This is a genomic window from Acidovorax lacteus (assembly GCF_039540375.1).
GTDB lineage: Bacteria > Pseudomonadota > Gammaproteobacteria > Burkholderiales > Burkholderiaceae_C > Acidovorax_G > Acidovorax_G lacteus.
This window is the reverse complement of record NZ_BAABEX010000027.1, coordinates 54,018-76,427: the sequence shown is the minus strand read 5'-3', so window position 1 is coordinate 76,427 and position 22,410 is coordinate 54,018. Positions and strand designations below refer to the sequence as shown.

The 22,410-nt window shown below is 66.1% G+C and carries 18 protein-coding genes; 10 read left to right on the top strand and 8 right to left on the bottom strand.

From position 1 onward, the window contains the following. Positions 1 to 243: 243 nt before the first annotated feature. Both sucD and sucC read right to left on the bottom strand, forming a co-directional pair. The gene (sucD, locus tag ABD866_RS12270; protein WP_345065388.1) at positions 244 to 1,140 is read right to left on the bottom strand and encodes a succinate--CoA ligase subunit alpha; all 897 of its coding nucleotides are present in this window, start codon (positions 1,138 to 1,140) and stop codon (positions 244 to 246) included. 18 nt (positions 1,141 to 1,158) lie between these two features. Beyond that, the gene (sucC, locus tag ABD866_RS12265) at positions 1,159 to 2,319 is read right to left on the bottom strand and encodes an ADP-forming succinate--CoA ligase subunit beta (protein ID WP_345065385.1); all 1,161 of its coding nucleotides are present in this window, start codon (positions 2,317 to 2,319) and stop codon (positions 1,159 to 1,161) included. 174 nt (positions 2,320 to 2,493) lie between these two features. Between sucC and argC the strand changes: the two genes are divergently transcribed. Next, positions 2,494 to 3,432, top strand: coding sequence for an N-acetyl-gamma-glutamyl-phosphate reductase (gene argC, locus ABD866_RS12260; RefSeq protein WP_345065382.1), 939 nt, complete (start codon positions 2,494 to 2,496; stop codon positions 3,430 to 3,432). Positions 3,433 to 3,607: 175 nt separating this feature from the next. Here the strand turns inward: argC and recX are convergent, their stop codons facing one another. Further along, positions 3,608 to 4,126, bottom strand: coding sequence for a recombination regulator RecX (gene recX, locus ABD866_RS12255; protein WP_345065379.1), 519 nt, complete (start codon positions 4,124 to 4,126; stop codon positions 3,608 to 3,610). A 608-nt stretch (positions 4,127 to 4,734) separates the two neighbouring features. After that, positions 4,735 to 5,802, bottom strand: coding sequence for a recombinase RecA (gene recA, locus ABD866_RS12250; RefSeq protein ID WP_345065375.1), 1,068 nt, complete (start codon positions 5,800 to 5,802; stop codon positions 4,735 to 4,737). A gap of 174 nt (positions 5,803 to 5,976) precedes the next feature. Here recA and ABD866_RS12245 point away from each other — a divergent pair, with 174 nt between their 5' ends. Both ABD866_RS12245 and ABD866_RS12240 read left to right on the top strand, forming a co-directional pair. After that, complete coding sequence (locus ABD866_RS12245; protein ID WP_345065372.1) at positions 5,977 to 6,528, top strand: MarR family winged helix-turn-helix transcriptional regulator; 552 nt, start codon at positions 5,977 to 5,979, stop codon at positions 6,526 to 6,528. A gap of 138 nt (positions 6,529 to 6,666) precedes the next feature. After that, positions 6,667 to 7,578, top strand: coding sequence for an N-formylglutamate amidohydrolase (locus tag ABD866_RS12240; protein ID WP_345065370.1), 912 nt, complete (start codon positions 6,667 to 6,669; stop codon positions 7,576 to 7,578). A gap of 159 nt (positions 7,579 to 7,737) precedes the next feature. Here ABD866_RS12240 and ABD866_RS12235 read toward each other — a convergent pair whose 3' ends face one another. Beyond that, positions 7,738 to 8,040 carry a flagellar basal body protein gene (locus ABD866_RS12235; RefSeq protein WP_345065367.1) on the bottom strand — a complete coding sequence of 101 codons (303 nt, stop codon included), beginning with the start codon at positions 8,038 to 8,040 and terminating at the stop codon, positions 7,738 to 7,740. 181 nt (positions 8,041 to 8,221) lie between these two features. Between ABD866_RS12235 and ABD866_RS12230 the strand changes: the two genes are divergently transcribed. Then, positions 8,222 to 9,838, top strand: a complete 1,617-nt coding sequence (locus tag ABD866_RS12230) for an outer membrane protein assembly factor BamB family protein (protein ID WP_345065364.1) — start codon at positions 8,222 to 8,224, stop codon at positions 9,836 to 9,838. A 101-nt stretch (positions 9,839 to 9,939) separates the two neighbouring features. Here ABD866_RS12230 and ABD866_RS12225 read toward each other — a convergent pair whose 3' ends face one another. Next, complete coding sequence (locus ABD866_RS12225; RefSeq protein ID WP_345065361.1) at positions 9,940 to 10,929, bottom strand: LysR family transcriptional regulator; 990 nt, start codon at positions 10,927 to 10,929, stop codon at positions 9,940 to 9,942. Between the two features lie 152 nt (positions 10,930 to 11,081). Here ABD866_RS12225 and aptA point away from each other — a divergent pair, with 152 nt between their 5' ends. From aptA to ABD866_RS12195, 6 genes are all read left to right on the top strand, one after another. After that, entirely contained in the window at positions 11,082 to 12,452 is a 1,371-nt protein-coding gene (gene aptA / locus ABD866_RS12220; protein ID WP_345065358.1) for an omega-aminotransferase AptA, read from the top strand. A gap of 135 nt (positions 12,453 to 12,587) precedes the next feature. Beyond that, the gene (locus ABD866_RS12215) at positions 12,588 to 14,105 is read left to right on the top strand and encodes a CoA-acylating methylmalonate-semialdehyde dehydrogenase (protein WP_345065355.1); all 1,518 of its coding nucleotides are present in this window, start codon (positions 12,588 to 12,590) and stop codon (positions 14,103 to 14,105) included. Between the two features lie 126 nt (positions 14,106 to 14,231). Next, positions 14,232 to 15,371, top strand: coding sequence for a sensor domain-containing diguanylate cyclase (locus tag ABD866_RS12210; protein WP_345065352.1), 1,140 nt, complete (start codon positions 14,232 to 14,234; stop codon positions 15,369 to 15,371). A 182-nt stretch (positions 15,372 to 15,553) separates the two neighbouring features. After that, on the top strand, positions 15,554 to 17,869 hold the full coding sequence (locus tag ABD866_RS12205; RefSeq protein WP_345065349.1) for an NADP-dependent malic enzyme: 2,316 nt from the start codon (positions 15,554 to 15,556) through the stop codon (positions 17,867 to 17,869). Positions 17,870 to 18,238: 369 nt separating this feature from the next. Further along, positions 18,239 to 18,646 (top strand): guanyl-specific ribonuclease, encoded by a 408-nt coding sequence (locus ABD866_RS12200; RefSeq protein WP_345065346.1) that lies wholly within the window; start codon positions 18,239 to 18,241, stop codon positions 18,644 to 18,646. Positions 18,647 to 18,787: 141 nt separating this feature from the next. Continuing rightward, positions 18,788 to 19,213 carry a barstar family protein gene (locus ABD866_RS12195; protein ID WP_345065343.1) on the top strand — a complete coding sequence of 142 codons (426 nt, stop codon included), beginning with the start codon at positions 18,788 to 18,790 and terminating at the stop codon, positions 19,211 to 19,213. 976 nt (positions 19,214 to 20,189) lie between these two features. On the opposite strand, the gene rsmA is transcribed toward ABD866_RS12195, so the two are convergent. Together rsmA and ABD866_RS12185 are read right to left on the bottom strand one after the other, a co-directional pair. After that, a complete protein-coding gene (gene rsmA, locus ABD866_RS12190) occupies positions 20,190 to 20,951 on the bottom strand; it encodes a 16S rRNA (adenine(1518)-N(6)/adenine(1519)-N(6))-dimethyltransferase RsmA (RefSeq protein ID WP_345065340.1) in 762 nt (253 codons plus the stop codon). A 64-nt stretch (positions 20,952 to 21,015) separates the two neighbouring features. Then, entirely contained in the window at positions 21,016 to 22,407 is a 1,392-nt protein-coding gene (locus ABD866_RS12185) for a peptidylprolyl isomerase (RefSeq protein ID WP_345065337.1), read from the bottom strand. Positions 22,408 to 22,410: the final 3 nt, after the last annotated feature.

The window sequence follows — 22,410 nt, the reverse complement described above, 5'->3', positions numbered from 1 at the left end:
CGTGTCCCACCCACTGCGTGCCTGTGTACTCAGAAGTTATGGGCTGTGTTTTAGCAATAATCAAGCCCAATCTCCGGACCGTGGCGCACGCCTGCGCAAGCCCCTCTGGCCGCCGCAAGCTGTCACCATCGCGCCAAACGGCGGCTCTTCGAACACGCCTGTCCTGACTTTTTTGTCACAGAAAGCACAAAGGCGCTCTGGCCGAAGCCAGAGCGCCTTCGAGGTCGATGCCGCAGGACCGAATCAGCGCAGCTGGGCCTTGAGCAGCTTGCCCAGTTCCGACGGGTTGCGCGTGACCACAAAGCCGCACTCTTCCATGACGGCCAGCTTGGCGTCGGCCGTGTCGGCACCACCCGAGATGAGGGCGCCGGCGTGGCCCATGCGCTTGCCCGGAGGGGCGGTGACGCCCGCGATGAAGCCAACCACGGGCTTCTTCATGTTGGCCTTGCACCACTGGGCGGCTTCGGCTTCGTCAGGACCGCCGATTTCGCCGATCATGATCACGGCGTCCGTGTCCGGATCGTCGTTGAAGGCCTTCATCACGTCGATGTGCTTGAGACCGTTGATCGGGTCACCGCCGATACCCACGGCGCTCGACTGGCCCAGGCCCACTTCCGTCAGCATGGCCACGGCTTCGTACGTCAGCGTGCCCGAACGGCTCACCACGCCGATGCGGCCCTTGCGGTGGATGTGACCCGGCATGATGCCGATCTTGATTTCGTCGGGCGTGATCAGGCCGGGGCAGTTGGGGCCGAGCAGCAGCGTCTTCTTGCCGCCAGCGGCTTCCTTGGCCTTCATCTTGTTGCGCACTTCCAGCATGTCGCGCACCGGAATGCCTTCGGTGATGCAGATCGCCAGGTCCAGGTCCGCTTCCACGGCTTCCCAGATGGCGGCTGCAGCGCCGGCGGGCGGCACATAGATCACGGACACAGTAGCGCCTGTCTGCTGTGCGGCTTCCTTGACCGTGGAGTAGATCGGAATGTTGAAAATCGACTCGCCCGCCTTCTTGGGGTTCACGCCGGCCACAAAGCAGTTCTTGCCGTTCGCGTACTCCTGGCACTTTTCCGTGTGGAACTGGCCGGTCTTGCCCGTGATGCCCTGGGTGATGACCTTGGTGTCTTTGTTGATGTAGATCGACATGAGTGTTCTCCGGGCTACTTACTTGACGGCGGCCACGATCTTGGTGGCGGCTTCGGCCATGGTGTCGGCAGCAATGATGGGCAGGCCCGACTCGGCCAGCATCTTCTTGCCCAGCTCTTCGTTCGTGCCCTTCATGCGCACGACCAGCGGCACGTTCAGGTTCACGGCCTTGCACGCGGTGATCACGCCGGTGGCGATCGTGTCGCACTTCATGATGCCGCCGAAGATGTTGACCAGGATGCCCTCGACCTTGGGGTTCTTGAGCATGATCTTGAAGGCTTCGGTGACCTTCTCGGGGGTGGCGCCGCCGCCCACGTCCAGGAAATTGGCCGGCTCGCCGCCGAACAGCTTGATGGTGTCCATGGTAGCCATGGCCAGGCCCGCGCCGTTCACCAGGCAGCCGATGTTGCCATCGAGGCTGATGTAGGCCAGGTCGAACTTGGAGGCTTCGACTTCGGCCGGATCTTCTTCGTCCAGGTCGCGCAGGGCCACGATTTCGGGGTGGCGGAACAGCGCGTTGGCGTCAAAGTTGAACTTGGCGTCCAGGGCGATCAGGTTGCCCTTGCTGTCGCAGTTCAGGGGGTTGATTTCCACCAGCGACGCGTCGGTGTCCATGTAGCACTTGTACAGCTTGGCGAACAGGTCCACGGCCTGGTCGACCGAAGCACCGCTCAGGCCAATGGCCGCGGCGATCTTCTTCGACTGGTCGGCAGTGATGCCGGTCAGCGGATCAATGTACTCGGTGATGATCTTCTCGGGGGTGGCATGGGCCACTTCCTCGATGTCCATGCCGCCTTCGCTCGATGCGATGAAGGCCACCTTCTGCGTGGCGCGGTCAGTCACCAGCGACACATACAGCTCGTTCTTGATGTCGGCGCCGTCTTCGATGTAGAGGCGGCGGACCTTCTGGCCTTCGGGGCCGGTCTGGTGCGTGACGAGTTGCATGCCCAGAATCTGCTCGGCCAGCTTCTTGACGTCGTCAATGCTCTTGGCCACCTTCACGCCGCCACCCTTGCCGCGGCCGCCTGCGTGGATCTGGGCCTTGACCACCCACACCGGGCCGCCGAGTTTTTGAGCGGCTTCCACGGCCTCTTGCACCGTGAAAGCGGGAATGCCACGGGGTACGGGCACACCAAAACTGCGCAAGATTTCCTTGCCTTGGTATTCGTGAATCTTCATGAGGTCTCTCTCAGAAAGGGTGGTTGGGTCCCGTTTGCCATCAATGTCTGGCCCCGGGCTTGGGACATGGCAACCCACGACTGTATCATGCTGCATCGCACCATCCCTTGTGCCAAACTTACAGGCGCACAGCGGCGCAGCCCCCCTTTTCCACCGGATCCACAGGAGCACACCATGTCCAAAGTCTTCATCGACGGCGAAGCCGGCACCACGGGTCTGCAGATCCGCGAACGCCTGGCCGGCATGGCGGGTGTGGAGCTGGTGAGCATTGCGCCCGAGCGGCGCAAAGACCCGGCCGCCAAGCGCGCGCTGATGGCCGAGGTGGACCTGGTCGTGCTCTGCCTGCACGACGACGCCGCGCGCGAATCGGTGGCCATGGTCGACAGCATCGAGGCCGAAACCGGCCGCCGCATCAAAATCATCGACGCCAGCACGGCGCACCGCACGGTGACCGGCTGGGTGTACGGCTTCCCAGAACTGTCGGCCGAGCAATGCGCCGCCGTGACCACCGCCCAGCGCGTGGCCAACCCTGGCTGCTACGCCACTGGCGCCATCGCGCTGCTGCGTCCGCTGGTGGATGCCGGGCTGCTGCCTGCCGACTTCCCCGTTGCGCTGCCCTCGGTCAGCGGTTACTCGGGTGGTGGGCGCACCATGATCGAAGCCTACGAGGCCGGTACCGCGCCGCTGTTCGAGGCGTATGCCCTCACGCTGCAGCACAAGCACCTGCCCGAGATCATGAAGTACACGGGCATGACGCGCCGCCCGATCTTCGTACCGGCCGTCGGCAACTTCCGCCAGGGCATGCTGGTGCAACTGCCGCTGCACCTGGATCTGCTGCCCGGGGCGCCCAAAGCCGCCGACCTGCACGACGCGCTGGCCGCCCACTACGCACGCAGCAACACCCCACAGCAATGGGTGCGTGTGCTGCCGCCCACCGACGACGGCAAGCTCGACGCCACCGCGCTCAACGACACCAACGGCCTAGAGCTGCGCGTGTTCGCCAACGAAGCGCACCGCCATGCCGTGCTGATTGCGCGGCTGGACAACCTGGGCAAGGGCGCGAGCGGCGCGGCCGTGCAGAACCTGCAGCTCATGCTGGGCCTCAAGGGCTGACAGCCGCCGCGCCGCAGGGCCGCCACTTGGCGGCACACTGCGCCACCGGGCGATCGCCCACGCAAGGCGGCGGGCCAACACCAGTGCCGCCTTGCCCGACTCGCCCGCGGCGGCAGAACAGACGTTCGCGGGGCTGCCGCCCAGGCGCCAGCAGACCTGAGCCAGCCGACAAGACCTACCAGTCGCCTGCGCCGTCGCCGCCGTGCGTGCCGTCCAGTTCGGCATCGTCGGCCTTTGTGGTGCAGCGGGGCACCGTGCGGTAGGCAATGGCCGAAGCGAACCCCCGGGCGATGAGGAAACGCAGCTGACGCGCCCGCTCGGCGGCATCGCGGGGAGGCTCTCCAAAGCGGCGCTGCCAGGCGGCCTGCGCGCGCTCAGCCTCGGTGGCCTGCAGCGCGCTCACGGCCTCGCCGACCAAGGCGGCGTCTACGCCCTTGGCTTGCAGTTCCTGCCGGATGCGTGCCGCGCCGCGACCGGGAGCCCGGCGATACACCAGCGACGCCACCGCCCGCTCGTCGCTCACAAACCCCTTGTCCTGCAATTCGCGCAGCAGGGCATCGAGGTCGTCGCCCTCCTGCAGGTGCGGCTGCAGCTTGCGCGCCAGCTCGGCGCGCGAATGCTCGCGCTGGCTCAGCAGCCGCAAGGCGCGGCCCTTGAGCGACAGCGATGGTGCAGATGGACGGGATGGCGGCATGTACCCTGAGGGATATTGCTATTATTTCTATAGCTGCTCGTGCTTATCAAACAAGCACGAACAGCCAAAATCGCTGCGAACGTCGGCCGGACTGCCCCACCGCGGCCGCCCGGTTGCCCGGTTGCCCGGCAGGCTGCGCGCGGCAGCCGAGGCAGACAGGGCATGCGGCAGGCCGTGCGAAGGTTCAACGCCGTTGCGGCCCGGCTCGCGCCTCGACACCTGCACCGGCTTGCATCAGTGCAGGTGACAGCAGGGCGATGCCCAGCTGCTCTCGCACTTTGTTTTATCGAACCTGCAGCGAACTCGGCTTGCGCCTCGTCTGCCGCCTCCTGCGTCGGCAGCAGGGGAATCGCAAGCGATTCCCGGACCTTGTTTTTTCGAAGCAGCGGCCCCGCTCGGCTTACGCCTCGTCACCTGCACCGGCTTGCGCCAGTGCAGGGGGCAGCTGGGCGATGCCCAACTGCTCTCGCACTTTGTTTTATCGAACCTGCGGTCGAACTCGGCTTACGCCTCGTCACCTGCACCGGCTTGCGCCAGTGCAGGGGGCAGCTGGGCGATGCCCAACTGCTCTCGCACTTTGTTTTATCGAACCTGCGGTCGAACTCGGCTTACGCCTCGTCACCTGCACCGGCTTGCGCCAGTGCAGGTGGCAACTGGGCGATGCCCAGCTGCTCTCGCACTTTGTTTTCAATCTCTCGGGCGAGGTCGGGGTTTTCGCGCAGGAACTCGCGGGCGTTGTCGCGGCCCTGGCCGATCTTTTCGCCGTTGTAGGCGTACCAGGCGCCGCTTTTTTCGATGATGCGGGCGTTCACGCCCATGTCGATGATCTCGCCCTCGCGGCTGATGCCCTCGCCGAACAGGATGTCGAACTCGGCCGTCTTGAACGGCGGGCTGACCTTGTTCTTCACGACCTTGACCTTGGTCTCGTTGCCAATTGCGTCTTCGCCCTTCTTGATCGTGCCGGTGCGGCGGATGTCGAGGCGCACCGAGGCGTAGAACTTCAGCGCGTTGCCGCCCGTGGTGGTTTCGGGGCTGCCGAACATCACACCGATCTTCATGCGGATCTGGTTGATGAAGATGACCATGCAGTTGGTCTTCTTGATGGTGGCGGTGAGCTTGCGCAGTGCCTGGCTCATCAGGCGGGCCTGCAGGCCGGGCAGGGCGTCGCCCATTTCGCCTTCGATTTCGGCCTTGGGCGTGAGGGCGGCCACCGAGTCCACGATGATCAGGTCCACGGCGCCCGAGCGCACCAGGCTGTCCACGATCTCCAGCGCCTGCTCGCCAGTGTCGGGCTGGCTGATCAGCAGGTCGGGCACATGCACGCCCAGCTTTTGCGCGTACTGGATGTCGAGCGCGTGCTCGGCATCGACGAAGGCGCAGACGCCGCCCTGCTTTTGCATTTCGGCCACGACTTGCAGCGTGAGCGTGGTCTTGCCCGAGGATTCCGGGCCGTAGATTTCGATCACGCGGCCGCGCGGCAGGCCGCCCACGCCCAGCGCGATATCGAGGCCCAGCGAGCCGGTGGAGACGACCTGGATGTCCTCGATCGCCTCGCCCTCGCCCAGGCGCATGATGGTGCCCTTGCCGAACTGCTTTTCGATCTGGGCCAGCGCGGCCTGCAGGGCCTTGGCTTTTTCCGAATTGGCGGCCAGTGCGCCGTTGCTCTTGGTGTCCATGAAGCGCTCCTTGAAGGATGAATGCGGTGCGGCAGCGGGCTGCCGGGGCGCCTGCGGTTAATCACAGGCTGTATGCGTGGACAGTAGTTTAGAGGCGACTCGTTCGCCCAGAACGATTTATTTGGTCAGTTTGCCTGACAATTGGCAGCAGCTGCAAACTGCCAGTGCCACACCATGCCCCGCTCCATCCCCCTGCGCCCAGCCCGAAACCCTGCCTCGGTGACTCAGGCCCAGGGCGGCAAGCCGCCACACGGAGTCGCCGCCGGCGACGGCTGGCGCCTGACCCACCTGGGCCGGCTGCTCGGCCATGCGATGCGGCGTTTTGATGCGCGGGTGCTGCAGCTCATGGCGCGCAATGTCGAAGTGCCGCTGGCGTTGTCGCACCTGGCTGCGCGCGAGCAGGTGACGGCCGCGCACGTGCACATCACGCGCCACCTGTCGCTGACCGGCGACCGGCTGACCGACCTGGCCGACCGCGCGGGCATGACCAAACAGGCCATGGCGCAGGTGGTGGACCAGTGCGAGGCCTGGGGCCTGGTGCAGCGCACGCCAGACCCGCACGACGCCCGCGCGCGCCGCGTGCAGTTCACGCCCACGGGGCTTGCCTGGCTGCAGGCGTTCCGCGACGCCGTGGCCCAGGCCGAGGCCGAGTTTCGCGACGCGGTGGGCGAGGAGATTGCCACCGTGGTAGCCATCGGACTGGAGGCGTATGCGAGCGGCGGCTGAAGCGACACCCTGCCCTGTGCACAGGCAAGGCCGCTATAGCGGCAGGCCCGTCGACCGCGAGGCCTGCACTGCACCCGGTGCATCCAGCGCGCTCCACACACGCGACGCAGCCGACGCACAATGCAGGCTGTGACCTCCATGACCGACGACGACCGATCCCCACACCAGACCTCGGCCGCCCGCACGGCGCTGGAAGGCGGCTTTCCGGCCCCGGCCGTGACCGCCGTGCCCGGCTCCACCCCGCTGGTGCTCGACTCGCCGCACAGCGGCACCCACTACCCGGGCGACTTCGGCGCGGCCCTGCCGCTGGCCACGCTGCGCCGGGCCGAAGACACGCATGTGGAGCAGCTCTACGCCTTCGCGCCCGCGCTGGGCGTGGCCTGGGTCGAGGCGCATTTCCCGCGCATCTACCTCGACGCCAACCGCGATGTGACCGAAATCGACGAGCAGATGCTGGACGCCGCATGGCCCGGCCCGCTGGCCACCGACGAGCGCGTGCGCGCCAAGGTGCGGCTGGGCAAGGGCCTGGTATGGAAGTTCACCGACGAGGGCGTGCCCATTTACCAGCGGGCGCTCTCAGTGGCCGAGGTGCAAGCGCGCATCGACCGCTGCTGGCGCCCCTACCACGCAGCCGTGGCCGCCGCCATCGACGCCGCCCACGCGCGCCACGGCTACAGCCTGCACATCAACTGCCATTCGATGCCCGCCGTGTCGGCCAGCCACGCAACAGACTTCCCGGGCCTGGTGCATGCCGACTTCGTGGTGGGCGACCGCGACGGCAGCACGGCCACCCCCGCGCTGTCGGCGCTGGTGTGCGATCACCTGCGCGCGCGCGGCTACAGCGTCGAATACAACCACCCCTACAAGGGCGTGGAACTGGTGCGCCGCTACGGCCGCCCGGCCGAGCACCGGCACAGCATCCAGCTGGAAATCAACCGCAAGCTCTACATGGACGAGGCCACGCTCGCGCCGCTGCCTGGCGGCATGGCGCGGCTGCAGGCCGACCTGCAGGCGCTGGTGCGCATGCTGCTGGCCACCGACCCGCGCTGAGATCCGCTGGTCAGCGCGCCTGACCGTGCGCCTGGCCCTGGACTTGACGGGCCAGGCTGGCCGCAGGCCCCAACAAAAAAGCCGCGCCAGAAGACGCGGCTTGATCGCGGACGATCGTGACCGACCGCTCGCCCGGGCGAGTCTCCGCGCCCTTCGTGGTCAGGCCTTCACGTCCAGCAACGCACCCATCATCCGGTCCTGCGTACGCAGGGTCTGCAGATTGGCCTTGAAGGCGTAGGTGGCGGCCATCTGGTCCACCGCCTCCTGCTCCAGGGCCACACCCGGGGTGTCGGCCTTGCGCAGCGACGCCTGCACCCCCGCCCCACCCGGCGCCTCGGTCTGCACCACTTCCTGGCGGCGGAAGTTGCCGGTGTTCACATTGGCCACGTTGTGCGCGGCGCTGTCCAGGCGGAGCTGGGCGGCTTGAAGACCGGAACTGGCAGCTGTGATGAGGTTACCCATGGATATCTCCGTTGGCGCTTGCATTTGGTCGAACCGAAATCGCCAGTCATAAGCGTAGTGAGCACGCGACAACCATGCAATCGTCTGGTCCGCTGATTCGAAGACGGGCGATAGCTGGAACCTACAATCGTCTTCCCTGCGCGATGCAGGAAATATATCGACAACCAAGAGGGAGGACTCCGTGAAACATATTGCGTTATTACTGGCGTTGGTTTTGGCTGGCTGTGGCGGCGGGGGCGGAGATACAGCCACGCCAAGTCCTGCACCGTCGCCTGCCCCAAGCCCAGCACCAGCACCAGCACCAGCACCAGCACCAGCACCAGCACCAGCACCCAGCGTTTCCCTGTCTTTCTTGCCGACGGTACTGAACCTCACCACATTTGAGGGAGAGCCCAAGACGGTTTCTATTGCGGCAAAAGTAAGCCAAGACATAGACGACGCCATGTTTGCGTCGGTATCTTACCTAACCGATTTTGAGGCACCTGCCTCACCAATACCCATCAATAGCCTTGATTTCCAGATCAGGCTTCGCACTTCGCCATCGCTGAAAGCTGGAATTAAAACCGGAGCAATCAACGTTGTCTTGATCGCCAGTAAAACCGGCGTGATCCATCGGGCACAGTTGCCTTACCGAATCGAAGTCGTTGCCGCACAACCTGGGCCATCAGCCCTGCAACAGCTTGATGGCGCAAGCCATTGGTCGTCGAGACATGGAAACGCCGGCAATACTGGATATGTGGCGACGTCCACCAAATTGAATCCAGCGTCGTTTCGGCTCCGCTGGCGGACTGCTGATATCGTGTACAACCTACACCCCGTGGCGAGTGGTGGACAAATTTTTCTCCAAAACGGTGGGCAAATGGAGGCTGTCCGCGAAATTGACGGAGCAAGCCTATGGAAAACCCAATCCAGCATCCAATCCACTGACGAAGCCGTTATCGCATCTAGCCGAGTATTCGGAAATGATTCACGAAACGGTGTTTATGGCTACGCGTTCAACAGTGGAGCCCGGGATCTCTTACTGCCGCACAGAGCGGGACGCCCTCAGACGGATGGGAACACCGTTTACATGGGAGCGCCAGCAGCTAGCGGTTCCGGCAGCATTATCTCTGCATTTGATGCTCGCACTGGAAGTCTGCGCTGGACGACACCTACAGACGTCTCTTCGTCCATTTCTGCCTATCAGAGATTTGCAGTCGATGGGCAACACCTCTATTCCTTCTCATTTAATAAGCTACGCGCTTATCGAGTGACCGATGGCGCAGAAGCGTTGACGATCCCTCACAACCTTGGCGAGACTTCTATTTCTCGGCCATTGACTGCGATCGCGTATGGCAATCAGAAGGTGATCGGCGGCTATTACACCTGGAGTCAGGCGTATTTGGCAGCATTCTCGATTCCAGACAAAAAGCAGAACTGGGAAGTAAGGGATGGATTTCGTAGCCTACCAAGCGTTGCTGACGGCTTGTTCTACATCGCAGCGGCTCAACCAAACACTAATACTGTGATGCCAGTGTTGCAGGCCCGTTCTCTCGATACCGGTGCTGTGGTCTGGAGCGCCGCACTACCTGACGACAAAGAGAGCACACGCGACGAAAACTATGAGGTCGTCACCGTCGGCAATATGATCTTTGTCTCATCGGATCGCATCGCCGGCGGCGCAACATACGCGATTGATCGCGATTCGAAGCGGGTTGTATGGAGCTATCCAGTTAACGGGCAGCTCGCTGTCACAGCTTTCGGTACCTTGTTGATCAAAACCATCAACGGCAATATTTTTGCGATTGCTTTGCAGTAGTCGAGCTGCAGGCCACGTGTCTGGCAATGCTCGGCAAGTTGCAGATCCTTGCCCTCTTATCGCGGCAACATAAACCACGCAGTCTTTGACCAAAGGGCCGCTCACGCCCCCCCATGCGCGGCCACCAGGCACTGCGCAAAGGCCTGCGCCGCGCGCGTGGGCTGGGGGGAGCGGCGCAGCACGCTGACGAACTGGCAGCGGTAGAAAAACAGCGCCGGGTGCACGGCCTGCATCTGGCGCTGGCGTTCGAAGCTTTCGGCGTAGTGGTCGGGCAGAAAACCGAGGTAGCGGCCCGAGAGGATCAGCGTGGCGATCGATTCCTGGTCGAAGCCGGTGGCCTTGCGCGGCAGGCGGGCGCCGTGGCTCAGCTCCATGTTGGGCGAGTGGTAGCCCAGCCCGGCGAACTGGTAGGCGCGCAGCGACTGCCAGGTGAGCGCCGCGTGGTCTTGCCCGAACAGCGGGTGGCGCGCGCCGCAGTACAGGCGCATGGTTTCGTCGAACAGGTCGGCATACACCAGGCTCTGCGAGCTGCGGTGCGCCGGAATGATGCCCACGTGGAAGCTGCCGTCGATGAGCCCGCGCTCGATGGCCGGGATGGAGGCCACGTGCATCTGCAGGCTCACTTCGGGCGCGGCCTGCGCAAAACGGGCGATGGCGTCGCCGATGCGGGCGGCCGGGTTGCTGGCGGTCTTGTCGAAGATGGCGACTTCGAGCCGCCCGCCCATGCGGTGGTGGATGTCGTCGATGCTGCTGCGGAAGGCCTCCACCGCGCTCAGCAGGCGCAGGGTTTCGTCGTACACGCGCTGGCCCTCGGGCGTGAGCGCAAAGCCCGCGCGGCCACGGCGGCACAGGGTCAGGCCCAGGCGCGTTTCCAGGTCCTTCATGTGGCGGCTCACGGTGCTGGTGCCGATGTTGAGCTCCAGCTCGGCCGCGGCCATGCCGCCGCACTCGACCACGCTTTTGAAGACCTGCAGCAGGCGCAGGTCCATGTCGCTGAGCTGACCCAGCACAGCGCGCTGGCGGGGCGTGGGGGCGGCAGCAGTGGCCACGGGTGCGGCCAGGGCCGGGGCGGGCGGGGCTTTTACTTGCATAAACCGTCAAGTAAACATTGATATTGGGCTATTGGAGAGATTAACACCGCCCTCCACAATGCCACGCATGGCCGCCGCTGCCGCAGTGCGCCACCCTGTGTGCCGCCAGACGTGTCTGGCTGCGCGTTTGATGCCCCAGAGGAGATGCTTCCATGAGTTTTGTGGACCTTGACGCCCCCGCCAGCCCCGCCCCCGCCGACACCGCCTTGCGCATGGACCCGGCCTGGCTGGAGGCGCACTGGATGCCCTACACGGGCAACCGCAACTTCAAGGCCAACCCGCGCATGATCGTGGAGGGCAGCGGTGCCTATTACACCGACGCCGAAGGCCGCAAGATTTTTGACGGTCTGTCGGGCCTGTGGTGCGCGGGCCTGGGCCACGGCCGCCGCGAGATCGCCGAGGCGATTGGCCGCCAGGCCATGAAGCTGGACTACTCGCCGGGCTTTCAGTTTGGCCATCCGCTGTCGTTTGCATTGGCCAACCGCATCAAGGACCTGATGCCCCAGGGGCTGGACTACGTGTTCTTCACCGGTTCGGGCTCGGAGTCGGCCGACACCTCGCTCAAGATGGCGCGCGCCTACTGGCGTGCCAAGGGCCAGGCGAGCAAGACGCGCCTGATCGGCCGCGAAAAGGGCTACCACGGCGTGAACTTTGGCGGCATTTCGGTGGGCGGCATCGTGGGCAACCGCAAACTGTTTGGCCAAGGCGTCGAAGCCGACCACCTGCCGCACACGCAGCCGCCGGCCGGCTCGTTTCACAAGGGCATGCCACCCACGGGCAAAGAGCTGGCCGACCGCCTGCTCGACGTGATTGCCCTGCACGACGCAAGCAACATCGCCGCTGTGATCGTGGAACCGTTTTCGGGCTCGGCCGGGGTGGTGATTCCGCCCGTGGGCTACCTGCAGCGCCTGCGCGAGATCTGCACACAAAACAACATCTTGCTGATTTTTGACGAGGTGATCAGCGGTTTTGGCCGCAGCGGCGCCTGGACAGGGGCCGAGGCCTTTGGCGTGACGCCCGACATCCTGAACTTTGCCAAGCAGGTCACCAACGGCGCGCAGCCGCTGGGCGGCGTGGTGGCCACCAAGGAGATCTACGACACCTTCATGGCCGCGGGCGGGCCCGAGTACATGCTCGAATTTCCGCACGGCTACACCTACTCGGCCCACCCGGTGGCCTGCGCGGCGGGCCTGGCGGCGCTCGACATCCTGGAGCAGGAGGACATGATCGGCCGCGTCAAGGCCCTGGCCCCGTACTTCGAACAGGCTGTACACAGCCTCAAGGGCGCCAAGCACGTGCTCGACATCCGCAACTTTGGCCTGGCGGCGGGCTTCACCATCGCGCCGGTGCCGGGCGAGCCGGCCAAGCGGCCCTACGAGATCGCCATGGCCTGCTGGAAGAAAGGCTTCTACGTGCGCTACGGCGGCGACACCATCCAGCTGGCGCCGCCCTTCATCAGCACGCAGGCCGAGATCGACCGCCTGGTCAGCGCGCTCGGCGACGCCCTGGCCGAGGTGGCCTGAGCGGCCGCACAGCATGCCCGCAGGCGGGCCCACCGCAGCCCGCCTGCCATTCCATCGCAGACGCTACAACTTTGATAGCTGCTTGTGCTTGATTTTTAAGCACGAGCAGCCAATTTGACCCCAAACCCGATTGCCATGAACCACGACAAGAACGTCACCACCACCATCGGCCACTGGATCGACGGCCAGACCGTTGCCGACACCGCGCGCACGCAGCCCGTGTTCAACCCCGCCACGGGCCAGGTGTCGGCCCACGTCGCACTGGCCAGCCAGGCCACGGTGGAGGCCGCCATCGCTTCGGCCGAGGCCGCCTTCCCGGCCTGGCGCAACACGCCGCCGCTCAAGCGCGCCCGCGTGATGAGCAAGCTCAAGGTGCTGCTCGAAGAGCACGCCGACCAGATCGCCGCGCTGATCACCGCCGAGCACGGCAAGGTGCTGGCCGACGCGCACGGCGAGCTGCAGCGCGGCATCGAGAACGTGGAGTTTGCGAGCTACGCGCCCGAGTTGCTCAAGGGCGAGCACAGCCGCAACGTGGGCCCGGGCATCGACAGCTGGAGCGAATTCCAGGCGCTGGGCGTCACCGCGGGCATCACGCCCTTCAACTTTCCGGCCATGGTGCCGCTGTGGATGTGGCCCATGGCGGTGGCCTGCGGCAACACCTTTGTGCTCAAGCCGTCGGAGCGCGACCCGAGCAGCGCCATGTTCATCGCGCAACTGGCGCTGCAGGCGGGCCTGCCGCCCGGCGTGCTCAACGTGGTCAACGGCGACAAGACGGCGGTGGACACGCTGCTGCGCGACCCGCGCGTCAAGGCCGTGAGCTTCGTGGGCTCCACGCCCATTGCCGAATACATCTACGCCGAAGGCTGCAAGCACGGCAAGCGCGTGCAGGCCCTGGGCGGGGCCAAGAACCACGCCGTGCTCATGCCCGACGCGGACGTGGACAACGCTGTGAGCGCCCTGATGGGCGCAGCCTACGGATCGTGCGGCGAGCGCTGCATGGCCATTCCGCTGGTGGTGGCCGTGGGCGACGCCGTGGGCGACGCGGTCATCGCGGGCCTGAAGGCTGAAATCGCCAAGATGAAGGTCGGGCCCGGCACCGACAACAGCAACGACATGGGCCCGCTGGTGACCAAGCCGCACTTCGAGAAAGTGAAGGCCTATGTCGACAGCGGCGTGGCCGAAGGCGCGACGCTGGTGGTGGACGGCCGCAGCGTGCAGGTGGCGGGCCACGAGGAGGGCTACTTCCTGGGCGCCTGCCTGTTCGACCATGTGAAGCCCGACATGAAGATCTACCAGGAAGAAATCTTCGGTCCCGTGCTGGGCGTGGTGCGCGTCAAGACGCTGCAGGAAGCCATGCAGCTCATCAACGACCACGAATACGGCAACGGCACCTGCATCTTCACGCGCGATGGCGAGGCCGCCCGCTACTTCACCGACCACATCCAGGTCGGCATGGTGGGCGTGAACGTGCCCCTGCCCGTGCCGGTGGCTTATCACTCGTTTGGCGGCTGGAAGCGCAGCCTGTTCGGCGACCTGCACGCCTACGGGCCGGACGCCGTGCGCTTCTACACCAAGCGCAAGACCATTACCCAGCGCTGGCCCAGCGCAGGCGTGCGCGAAGGCGCGGTGTTCAGCTTCCCCAGCAGCCGCTGAGCGCGCCGCACCACCGGCCGCGTGTTGCCAGCGTGGCAACACCGCGGCCCGGTGGCACTTGAAGGCTTGGTGGTGGTCGGGGCGACTGCTACATTCAGTTACCACCTGCGCTCCCCACCGCCCCGCATGACCGCCGCCCCCGACGACGCCGCCCCGCGCCCCCACTGGGCCGTGCGCATGAACCGGCGCAACCGCAGCGTGTTCTTTGCGCTGCTGGCGGGGGTGATCGGCGTCCATCTGTTCGAGCACCAGGCCCCGACCAGCGCCTGGCTGGCGTTGGCGTTGCAGTTTGCGCTGTACCCGCAACTCGTGTATTGGCGCGCCCTGCGGCACGCGCAGCCGCGCGAGGCCGAGGTGCAGAACATGATGCTCGACGGCTTCTGCTTCGGGCTCTGGTCGGCCGGGCTCGGGTTTCCGCTGTGGATCAGCTTCATCCTGTTCGCGGGCGCCTGCGTCAACCTCACGGTGTTCATGGGGCTGCGCGGCGGCCTGATGGAGACCGCCGTGATGGCTGCGGGCGGCCTGCTGGGCACCCTGCTGCTCGGCCCCGTCACCTGGAAGCCGGGCACCAGTCTGCTGGTGAGCTTTCTGTGCATGGCCGTGCTCACCGGCTTTCTGGTGGTGTTTGCGCGGGACGGCTTTCTGCGCGCCCGGGACCAGTACGAAAGCCGTGCCCAGACGCTGCGCCAGCTCGAAGAAATCCGCCTGCTGCAAAGCAGGCTGCAAGACCTGGCCCTGCGCGACCCGCTGACCGGCCTGTTCAACCGCCGCCACCTCGATGAAGCCCTGGCCGCGGCGCTGTCGGCTGCGCAGCGCTCGGGGCAGCCGCTGGCGCTGCTGATGATCGACATCGACCACTTCAAGCAGATCAACGACACCCACGGCCACCCCGCGGGCGACGCCATGCTGCAGGCCCTGGCCACGCTGATGCAAGACCAGGTGCGACCGGACGACCTGGCCTGCCGCGTAGGCGGCGAGGAGTTTGTGCTGGTGCTGCGCAACACCTCGGCAGAGGCCGCCCAGGCCATCGCCCAGCGCTTGCGCCTGGGGTTTGAGGGGCTTGCGGTGGCCCACGGCGGCGCGATGCTGCAGGCCACGCTGTCGTGCGGCATCGCCTGCTTTGCGCAGCATGGGCGTGACGCACGGGCCCTGACCGCTGCGGCCGATGCCGCGCTGTACGCCGCCAAGGTGGCGGGCCGCAACCGCGTGGTGGTCGCACCGCCGGTAGGCCCTCAAGACGCACCGGCCGCTGCGTACTTCGCCTGAGCCCCTTCCCCGATAGACGCCACCGCAGACGCCGTGGCGGCAAAGCCCGCAAGGCAGGTGAAACTGTTTTGCCTCTATACGCAGATTCGCTGACTAGGGTTTCTACTCTACCAGCCTACAATCCGGCACCCTCGACAAAGCCGCGCGGGTCGCGGCATACCTTCAAAGCAGGAGACGATTGCATGTCCGAGACGAATACGGCCCCGAATTCCCAACCCGACAAGCGCGCCCTGCTGCGCCGTGCGGCGCTCGAATACCACGAGTTTCCGAAGCCCGGCAAGATCGCCCTGGCCGCAACCAAGCAGATGGTCAACCAGCACGACCTGGCACTGGCCTACTCGCCCGGGGTGGCTGCGCCGTGTGAAGAGATCGTCAAAGACCCGTCGGCCGCCTTCCGCTACACCAGCCGCGGCAACCTCGTGGGCGTGGTGACCAACGGCACCGCCGTGCTGGGCCTGGGCGACATCGGCCCGCTGGCCGGCAAGCCGGTGATGGAAGGCAAGGCCGTGCTGTTCAAGAAGTTCTCGGGCATCGACGTGTTCGACATCGAGATCGACGAGAAGGACCCGGACAAGCTCGTCGAGATCATTGCCAGCCTGGAGCCCACGTTTGGCGGCATCAATCTCGAAGACATCAAGGCCCCGGACTGCTTCTACATCGAGCGCAAGCTGCGCGAGCGCATGAAGATCCCGGTCTTCCACGACGACCAGCACGGCACGGCCATCGTGGTGGGCGCGGCCATCCTCAACGGCCTGAAGGTGGCCGGCAAGAAGCCCGAGGATGTGAAGCTCGTCACCTCGGGCGCGGGCGCGGCGGCGCTGGCCTGCCTGGGCCTGCTCGTCAAGCTGGGTATTCGCCGCGAAAACATCTGGGTGACCGACCTGGCCGGCGTGGTCTACGAGGGCCGCACCGAGCTGATGGACGAGGACAAAGCGCAATTTGCCCAACCCACCAGCGCGCGCACGCTGTCCGAAGTGATCGAGGGCGCGGACGTGTTCCTGGGCCTGTCGGCCGGCGGCGTGCTCAAGCAGGACATGGTGCGCAAGATGGCCGCGCGCCCGCTGATCTTCGCACTGGCCAACCCCAACCCCGAGATCACGCCCGAAGACGTGAAAGCCGTGCGCGACGACGCCATCATCGCCACGGGCCGCACCGACTACCCGAACCAGGTCAACAACGTCCTGTGCTTCCCGTATATCTTCCGCGGCGCGCTTGACAGCGGCGCGACCACCATCACGCTGGAGATGGAAATTGCCGCCGTGCACGCCATTGCCGAGCTGGCCCAGGCCGAGCAGAGCGAAGTGGTGGCCGCGGCCTATGTGGGTGAGCAGCTGGCCTTTGGCCCCGAATACCTGATCCCCAAGCCGTTTGATCCGCGTCTGATGATCAAGATCGCGCCGGCCGTGGCCCAGGCTGCGGCCGACAGCGGCGTGGCGCGCCGGCCCATTGCCGACATGGACGCCTACCGCGACCACCTGCAGACTTTCGTCTATGCCTCGGGCACGATGATGAAGCCCATCATCTCTGCGGCCAAGCGAGCCGCCAAGAAGCGTGTGGCCTACGCCGAGGGCGAGGAAGAACGCGTGCTGCGCGCCGCGCAGATCGTGGTGGACGAGCGCATCGCTCGCCCCACGCTGATCGGCCGCCCATCGGTGATCGCCCAGCGCATCGAGAAATTCGGCCTGCGCCTGCAGGAAGGGCGCGACTACGACGTGGTGAACGTCGAAAACGACCACCGCTACCGCGACTTCTGGCAGACCTACCACCGCATGACCGAGCGCAAGGGCGTGACGGTGCCCATCGCCAAGATCGAGATGCGCCGCCGCCTGGCGCTGATCGGCGCGATGCTGCTGCACAAGGGCGAGGTGGACGGCCTGATCGCCGGCACCTGGGGCCACACCACGCTGCACCTGAACTACATCGACCAGGTGATCGGCAAGCGCGCGGGCGTGAACACCTACGCCGCCATGAACGGCCTGCTGCTGCCCGACCGCCAGGTGTTCCTGGTGGACACGCATGTCAACTACGACCCCACGGCCGAGCAGCTCGCCGAGATCACGGTGATGGCGGCCGAGGAGATGATGCGTTTCGGCATCAAGCCCAAGGCGGCGCTGCTCTCGCATTCCAACTTTGGCAGCAGCAACCAGCCCAGCGCTGTGAAGATGCGCCAGACGCTGGAACTGCTGCGTGTGCAGGCCCCCTGGCTGGAGGTGGACGGCGAAATGCACGGCGACGTGGCCCTGGACGGCAAGGCCCGCATGGCCTTGATGCCCCACAGCGACCTGATCGGCGACGCCAACCTGCTGGTGCTGCCCAACATCGACGCGGCCAACATCTCCTACAACCTGCTCAAGACGGCGGCGGGCGGCAACATCGCCATCGGCCCGGTGCTGCTGGGTGCCGCCCAGCCGGTGCACATCCTCACGCCCAGCACCACGGTGCGCCGCATCGTGAATATGACGGCCCTCACCGTGGCCGACGCCAACGCCGCACGCTGACGGCCGGGCCTGTTCACGCCCTTCGCCCCACCGGGGGCGGAGGCGGCGGCGCACAGCCGGTGCCGAACCGGCCTCGCGCTGTAGCGCTGTGGCGCTGCAGCAGCCCTGCCGCGCAATAGACGGCTTTGATGAAGCTCTGGTCGTCCATCGTGCAGCACAGGCCGCTCTGCGCATGCCAGCGCATGGGCCGCACGGCCTGATCTAGAGAGCAAGCGGATTCCGACGAGAGCAACCGCTCACAAACCCTCTTGTACCCTCCCTGCGGAGGCTGCCCAAAGTTTGGGCAAATGCTTGCTTTTTCGGGGGGCTTGCGTCACACTACCGGCTCGAAATTTCGGGTTAACCCGTAGTTTCTGAAAGGTGTCCTGGATGCTGAAGGCTGTTGCCGCCCGTGCGCGCAAAACAGGTTTTTTGTGGGTATTGGGTGCAGCACTGGTCGGAGTCCCGGCCTGGGGCGTGGCACGCACCATGGCCCCGGATGCGCCGCCCATCGGCAAGATCGCACTGTCTGACCTGCCCCGCGAAGGACGTGCCACCTACGCCCTGATCCGCGAAGGTGGCCCTTTTCCCTACGAAAAGGACGGCACGGTGTTCGGCAACCGCGAAAAACTGCTTCCCTTGCACAAGCGCGGCTATTACCGTGAGTACACCGTCAGAACACCGGGCTCGCGCGACCGGGGCGCCCGGCGCATCGTGTGTGGTGGCCCGCCCCGAACCCCGGATGCGTGCTACTACACCCGGGACCACTACGCGAGTTTCCGCGAGATCGTGGAATGACATGGACGCATGGCAGACCGCCCCTGGGGTGGCCCGCCATGCCGCTGCCTTTGGAGTGGGGATGACCCCGCCCGCGCGATGCACGGCAGACCGTGCACGCGATGCCAGAAGTTTTGGACTTAGTGAGAAAGAGTAGCGCAGATGCAGACGCCACTTCGCAAAGACCTCGAGACGCCGCTGCGCGGCGTGCGCTCCAACATCGTGCAGTCCATTCGCGCATTCCGCGTGCAGGACCTGCAGGAGACGGCGCGCGCCATGGGGCACCACTTCCTGTACGCCAACCTGGCGCACGCCCAGTCCAAGCAGGACGTGCTAGACCTGATCGCCGAGCAGTTCACCTTTCCGTCGCACTTCGGTAAGAACTTCGACGCGCTGTACGACTGCATGACGGACCCGCTGCACAAGTCGGGCCCGCAGCCGGGCTTCATCGTGGTGCTGGAGCAGATCCCGACCACGGCCAAGTTCGACAAGGAAGCGCGCGAGCAGTTGCTGGACATCTTCCGTGACGCCGCCGACTACTGGGGCGACCGCAAGATCCCGTTCCGGTGTTTCTATTCTTTTCTGTAGCCCGTTCTGCATCCACCAGCCAAGCAGAACGGGCGAACGAGGCTTGCGACGCCCCGGCCGCCGTGCAGGGGATCGAACTGCCCTCGGAACCGGCTGACAAGATGCCCACCGACAAGCTCGTGGACGTCTCCCCCATGGCCCTGCGCATGAGCAGCCCCTTCAATGCGGGGTACTGGCTGTCGGCGGCTTGAACTGGTCAGCGACATCCCCCTGAGGCGCTGCGCGCCTTCCCCCTTCTCTCGAACGGCTGCGCCGTTCGGGAAGGGGGACGCAGCCCTCGCTGCGGGGCGGCCCTTGCTTGGCTGCCTTGGCCTGGGGCCGCGCCGGTTTTTTTGCCGCCATGACGAAGCGGGCGCTGTGGGGTGCCAGGCTTCGCCGGCCCGAGCGGTGCAGCCGCCCTCCCGAACGTGACGTGCCGTTGTTTGCGTCAGAGCGCTGGAACCCCCGCCGGGCCGAGCGCAGCAATGGCCCGCTCCACCCCCCTTCAGGATGCGCCGAGGAGCGGAGCGCCTGGGGTGGCCTGCGTGCCGAAGGACACGCAGGCTTCGTCAACTGACTCGCCGCATTTGTCCGAACGCAGCGCCCCAGGCGCGAAGTGAGTTATGCGGCGCACCCCAGGCGCGAGCACCGCAAGTTGCCCCGCGCGCACGCCAGTGCGCGTGGGGACGCAGCCTGTAGGGTCGCCTTCTTTTGCCTTCTTTTCTTGGCGAGACAAGAAAAGAAGGTGCGCCGCCGGGCGCACACCCCGGCCTCGGAACACAGCACAAGCCCAGCAGCGAACTACCGCCAACCACCAAATGCCATGACTTCCATAGCTGTTCGTGCTTGATGGCTCGACCTCCGCGCTGGTTGTTCGAGCATGAAGCAGTAACCGCGGCCAGGTGCGGGGCTTAGCCGTCCCGCAGGCAAAAGCCCTTGGAATATATGCCCCAATTGCCCGCTCGTGCTTATAAATCAAGCACAAGCAGCTATCAAATCAGGAGCATTGCTGAGCCAGGGCCACGAAGTCGGCCACGGGCACCTCTTCGGCGCGGCGCTGGGTGTCGAAGTCGCCGGCGAAGCCGCGCTGCTCCAGCCAGCGGCCCAGGGTGTGGCGCAGCAGTTTGCGGCGCTGGCTGAAGGCGACCTGGACCAGTTCTTCGAGCACGGCCACATCCAACGGCGCGGGGACGGCGTGGGGCGCCATGCGCACCACAGCACTGTCCACGCGCGGGGGCGGGTCGAAGCTCTCGGGCGGCACGAACAGCACGTCTTCCATCGCGTAGCGCCACTGCAGCATGACCGACAGGCGCCCGTAGGCGGCCGTGGCGGGCTCGGCCACCATGCGGTCGATCACTTCCTTTTGCAGCATGAAGTGCTGGTCTTGCACCACGTGCACATGCGCGAGCAGGTGGAACAGGATGGGCGTGGAGATGTTGTAGGGCAGGTTGCCCACAATGCGCAGCCGCGGCGCGCCCAGGCGCTGGGCCAGGGCGGTGAAGTCCACCTTGAGCACGTCGCTTTCCACCACATCGAGCTGGCCGTGGCCACGCAGGCGCGCGGCCAGGTCGCGGTCGAGCTCGATGACGGTGAGGCGGCCCAGGCGTTCGACCAGCGGCTGGGTGAGCGCGGCCAGCCCCGGGCCGATCTCGACCATGGGATCGCCCGGCGCGGGTGCGATCGCGCGCACGATGGCGTCGATGATCCCGGTGTCCGACAGGAAGTGCTGGCCGAAGCGCTTGCGCGGGATGTGCTTCATGCCGCGCCCCCTGCCAGGTCGCAGGGGACGGCCGGATGTGCGCCGCTCGCCAGAAAACGTCCGCTCATTGCGGCGGCTCGCGGTACTCGACGTAGGCGCGTGCGCGCTGCTCCTGCACCCAGGTGGCAAAGGCTTCGTCGAGCTTTTTCTCGCGCACGGTGTCGCGCGCCATGTCGCGCAGCTCGCGCTGGGTGGGCGCGGCCTCGCGGCGGTCCACGAGCTGAATCAGGTGCACGCCGAAGCGCGAGACCACGGGCTCGCTGATTTCGCCCGGCTTGAGTGCGTTCAGTGCCTGCTCGAACTCGGGCACGTAGCGGCCCGGGCCTGCCCAGCCCAGGTCACCGCCCTGCTTGGCACTGCCGTCCTGCGAATACTCGCGGGCCAGTGCCGCAAAGTCGGCCGTGCCCGATGTGACGCGGCGGCGGAAGTCGGCCAGGCGCGCTGCGGCCGCGGCTTCGCTGAGCTGCGGCGTGGTGCGCAGCAGGATGTGGCGCGCCTGTTGCTGCACCACGGTGCTCGGCAGGCCGGGCGTGACGCGCTCGATCACCTTGAGCACGTGAAAGCCTGCGGGCGAGCGGATGGGGCCGACGATGCTGCCCAGCGGCTGGCCGCGCGTGGCGTCCACAAACAGCTCCGGATAGCGGTCGGTCGGGCGCAGGCCCAGCTGGCCGCCGGCATTGCGCGCCTCGGCCCCTTCAGAGAACTCGCGCGCCACGGCGGCAAAGTCGTCCCCGGCGCGGGCCTTCTCGGCAGCGCGCTTGGCACGCGCTTCCAGTTCGGCCACGCGGGCGGGCGGGGCGTTCTCGGGGACGATGACCAGCACATGGCCCAGGTTGATCTCGGCCGGGCGGTTCTGCGCGGCTTCCTGCAGCTCGCGCAGGTACTGGTCGATGTCCAGATCGCTCACGCGCACGCGGGCCTCGACCTCGCGCTCGCGCACGCGCTGCAGCAGCAGCTGGTTGCGCACCTCTTCGCGGAAGCGCTCGCGGCTCAGGCCGTCACGCTCCAGCCGGGCGTAGAGCGTCTCCAGCGTCATGTTGTTCTGCCGCGCAATGCCTTGTTCGGCCTGGCCCAGCGCGTAGTCGTCCACCCGGATACCGGCCTCGCGCGCCTGCTGCAGCTGGATGCGTTCGACAATCAAGCGCTCCAGCACCTCGCGCAGCAGCACGTCCTGCGGGGGCAGCGGCGTGCCCTGCTGGCCCAATTGCTGGCCGATGCGGGCCGCGCGGATGCGTACCTCGTTGTTGGTCACCGGCTCGGAGTTGACCACGGCCACGATGTAGTCGGCCGAGCGCAGGGTGCCGGGCGCCGGTGCGCTGGGCAGGGGAGCTGCCGGGGCGGCCGCCGCGCGGCCGAGGCCGGTGCCCTGCGGGGGGCGCAGGCCCTGGGCCTGTGCGGCCAGCGCCAACAGACCGGCCAGGGCCAGGGCAGACGGAGCAACAACGCGAAGCTTCATAGG

What these genes read in the sequence shown, in the direction of transcription:
- sucD (WP_345065388.1), bottom strand. Translation starts at nt 1,140, where the DNA reads ATGTCGATCTACATCAACAAAGACACCAAGGTCATCACCCAGGGCATC.
- sucC (WP_345065385.1), bottom strand. Translation starts at nt 2,319, where the DNA reads ATGAAGATTCACGAATACCAAGGCAAGGAAATCTTGCGCAGTTTTGGT.
- argC (WP_345065382.1), top strand. Translation starts at nt 2,494, where the DNA reads ATGTCCAAAGTCTTCATCGACGGCGAAGCCGGCACCACGGGTCTGCAG.
- recX (WP_345065379.1), bottom strand. Translation starts at nt 4,126, where the DNA reads ATGCCGCCATCCCGTCCATCTGCACCATCGCTGTCGCTCAAGGGCCGC.
- recA (WP_345065375.1), bottom strand. Translation starts at nt 5,802, where the DNA reads ATGGACACCAAGAGCAACGGCGCACTGGCCGCCAATTCGGAAAAAGCC.
- ABD866_RS12245 (WP_345065372.1), top strand. Translation starts at nt 5,977, where the DNA reads ATGCCCCGCTCCATCCCCCTGCGCCCAGCCCGAAACCCTGCCTCGGTG.
- ABD866_RS12240 (WP_345065370.1), top strand. Translation starts at nt 6,667, where the DNA reads ATGACCGACGACGACCGATCCCCACACCAGACCTCGGCCGCCCGCACG.
- ABD866_RS12235 (WP_345065367.1), bottom strand. Translation starts at nt 8,040, where the DNA reads ATGGGTAACCTCATCACAGCTGCCAGTTCCGGTCTTCAAGCCGCCCAG.
- ABD866_RS12225 (WP_345065361.1), bottom strand. Translation starts at nt 10,929, where the DNA reads ATGCAAGTAAAAGCCCCGCCCGCCCCGGCCCTGGCCGCACCCGTGGCC.
- aptA (WP_345065358.1), top strand. Translation starts at nt 11,082, where the DNA reads ATGAGTTTTGTGGACCTTGACGCCCCCGCCAGCCCCGCCCCCGCCGAC.
- ABD866_RS12215 (WP_345065355.1), top strand. Translation starts at nt 12,588, where the DNA reads ATGAACCACGACAAGAACGTCACCACCACCATCGGCCACTGGATCGAC.
- ABD866_RS12210 (WP_345065352.1), top strand. Translation starts at nt 14,232, where the DNA reads ATGACCGCCGCCCCCGACGACGCCGCCCCGCGCCCCCACTGGGCCGTG.
- ABD866_RS12205 (WP_345065349.1), top strand. Translation starts at nt 15,554, where the DNA reads ATGTCCGAGACGAATACGGCCCCGAATTCCCAACCCGACAAGCGCGCC.
- ABD866_RS12200 (WP_345065346.1), top strand. Translation starts at nt 18,239, where the DNA reads ATGCTGAAGGCTGTTGCCGCCCGTGCGCGCAAAACAGGTTTTTTGTGG.
- ABD866_RS12195 (WP_345065343.1), top strand. Translation starts at nt 18,788, where the DNA reads ATGCAGACGCCACTTCGCAAAGACCTCGAGACGCCGCTGCGCGGCGTG.
- rsmA (WP_345065340.1), bottom strand. Translation starts at nt 20,951, where the DNA reads ATGAAGCACATCCCGCGCAAGCGCTTCGGCCAGCACTTCCTGTCGGAC.
- ABD866_RS12185 (WP_345065337.1), bottom strand. Translation starts at nt 22,407, where the DNA reads ATGAAGCTTCGCGTTGTTGCTCCGTCTGCCCTGGCCCTGGCCGGTCTG.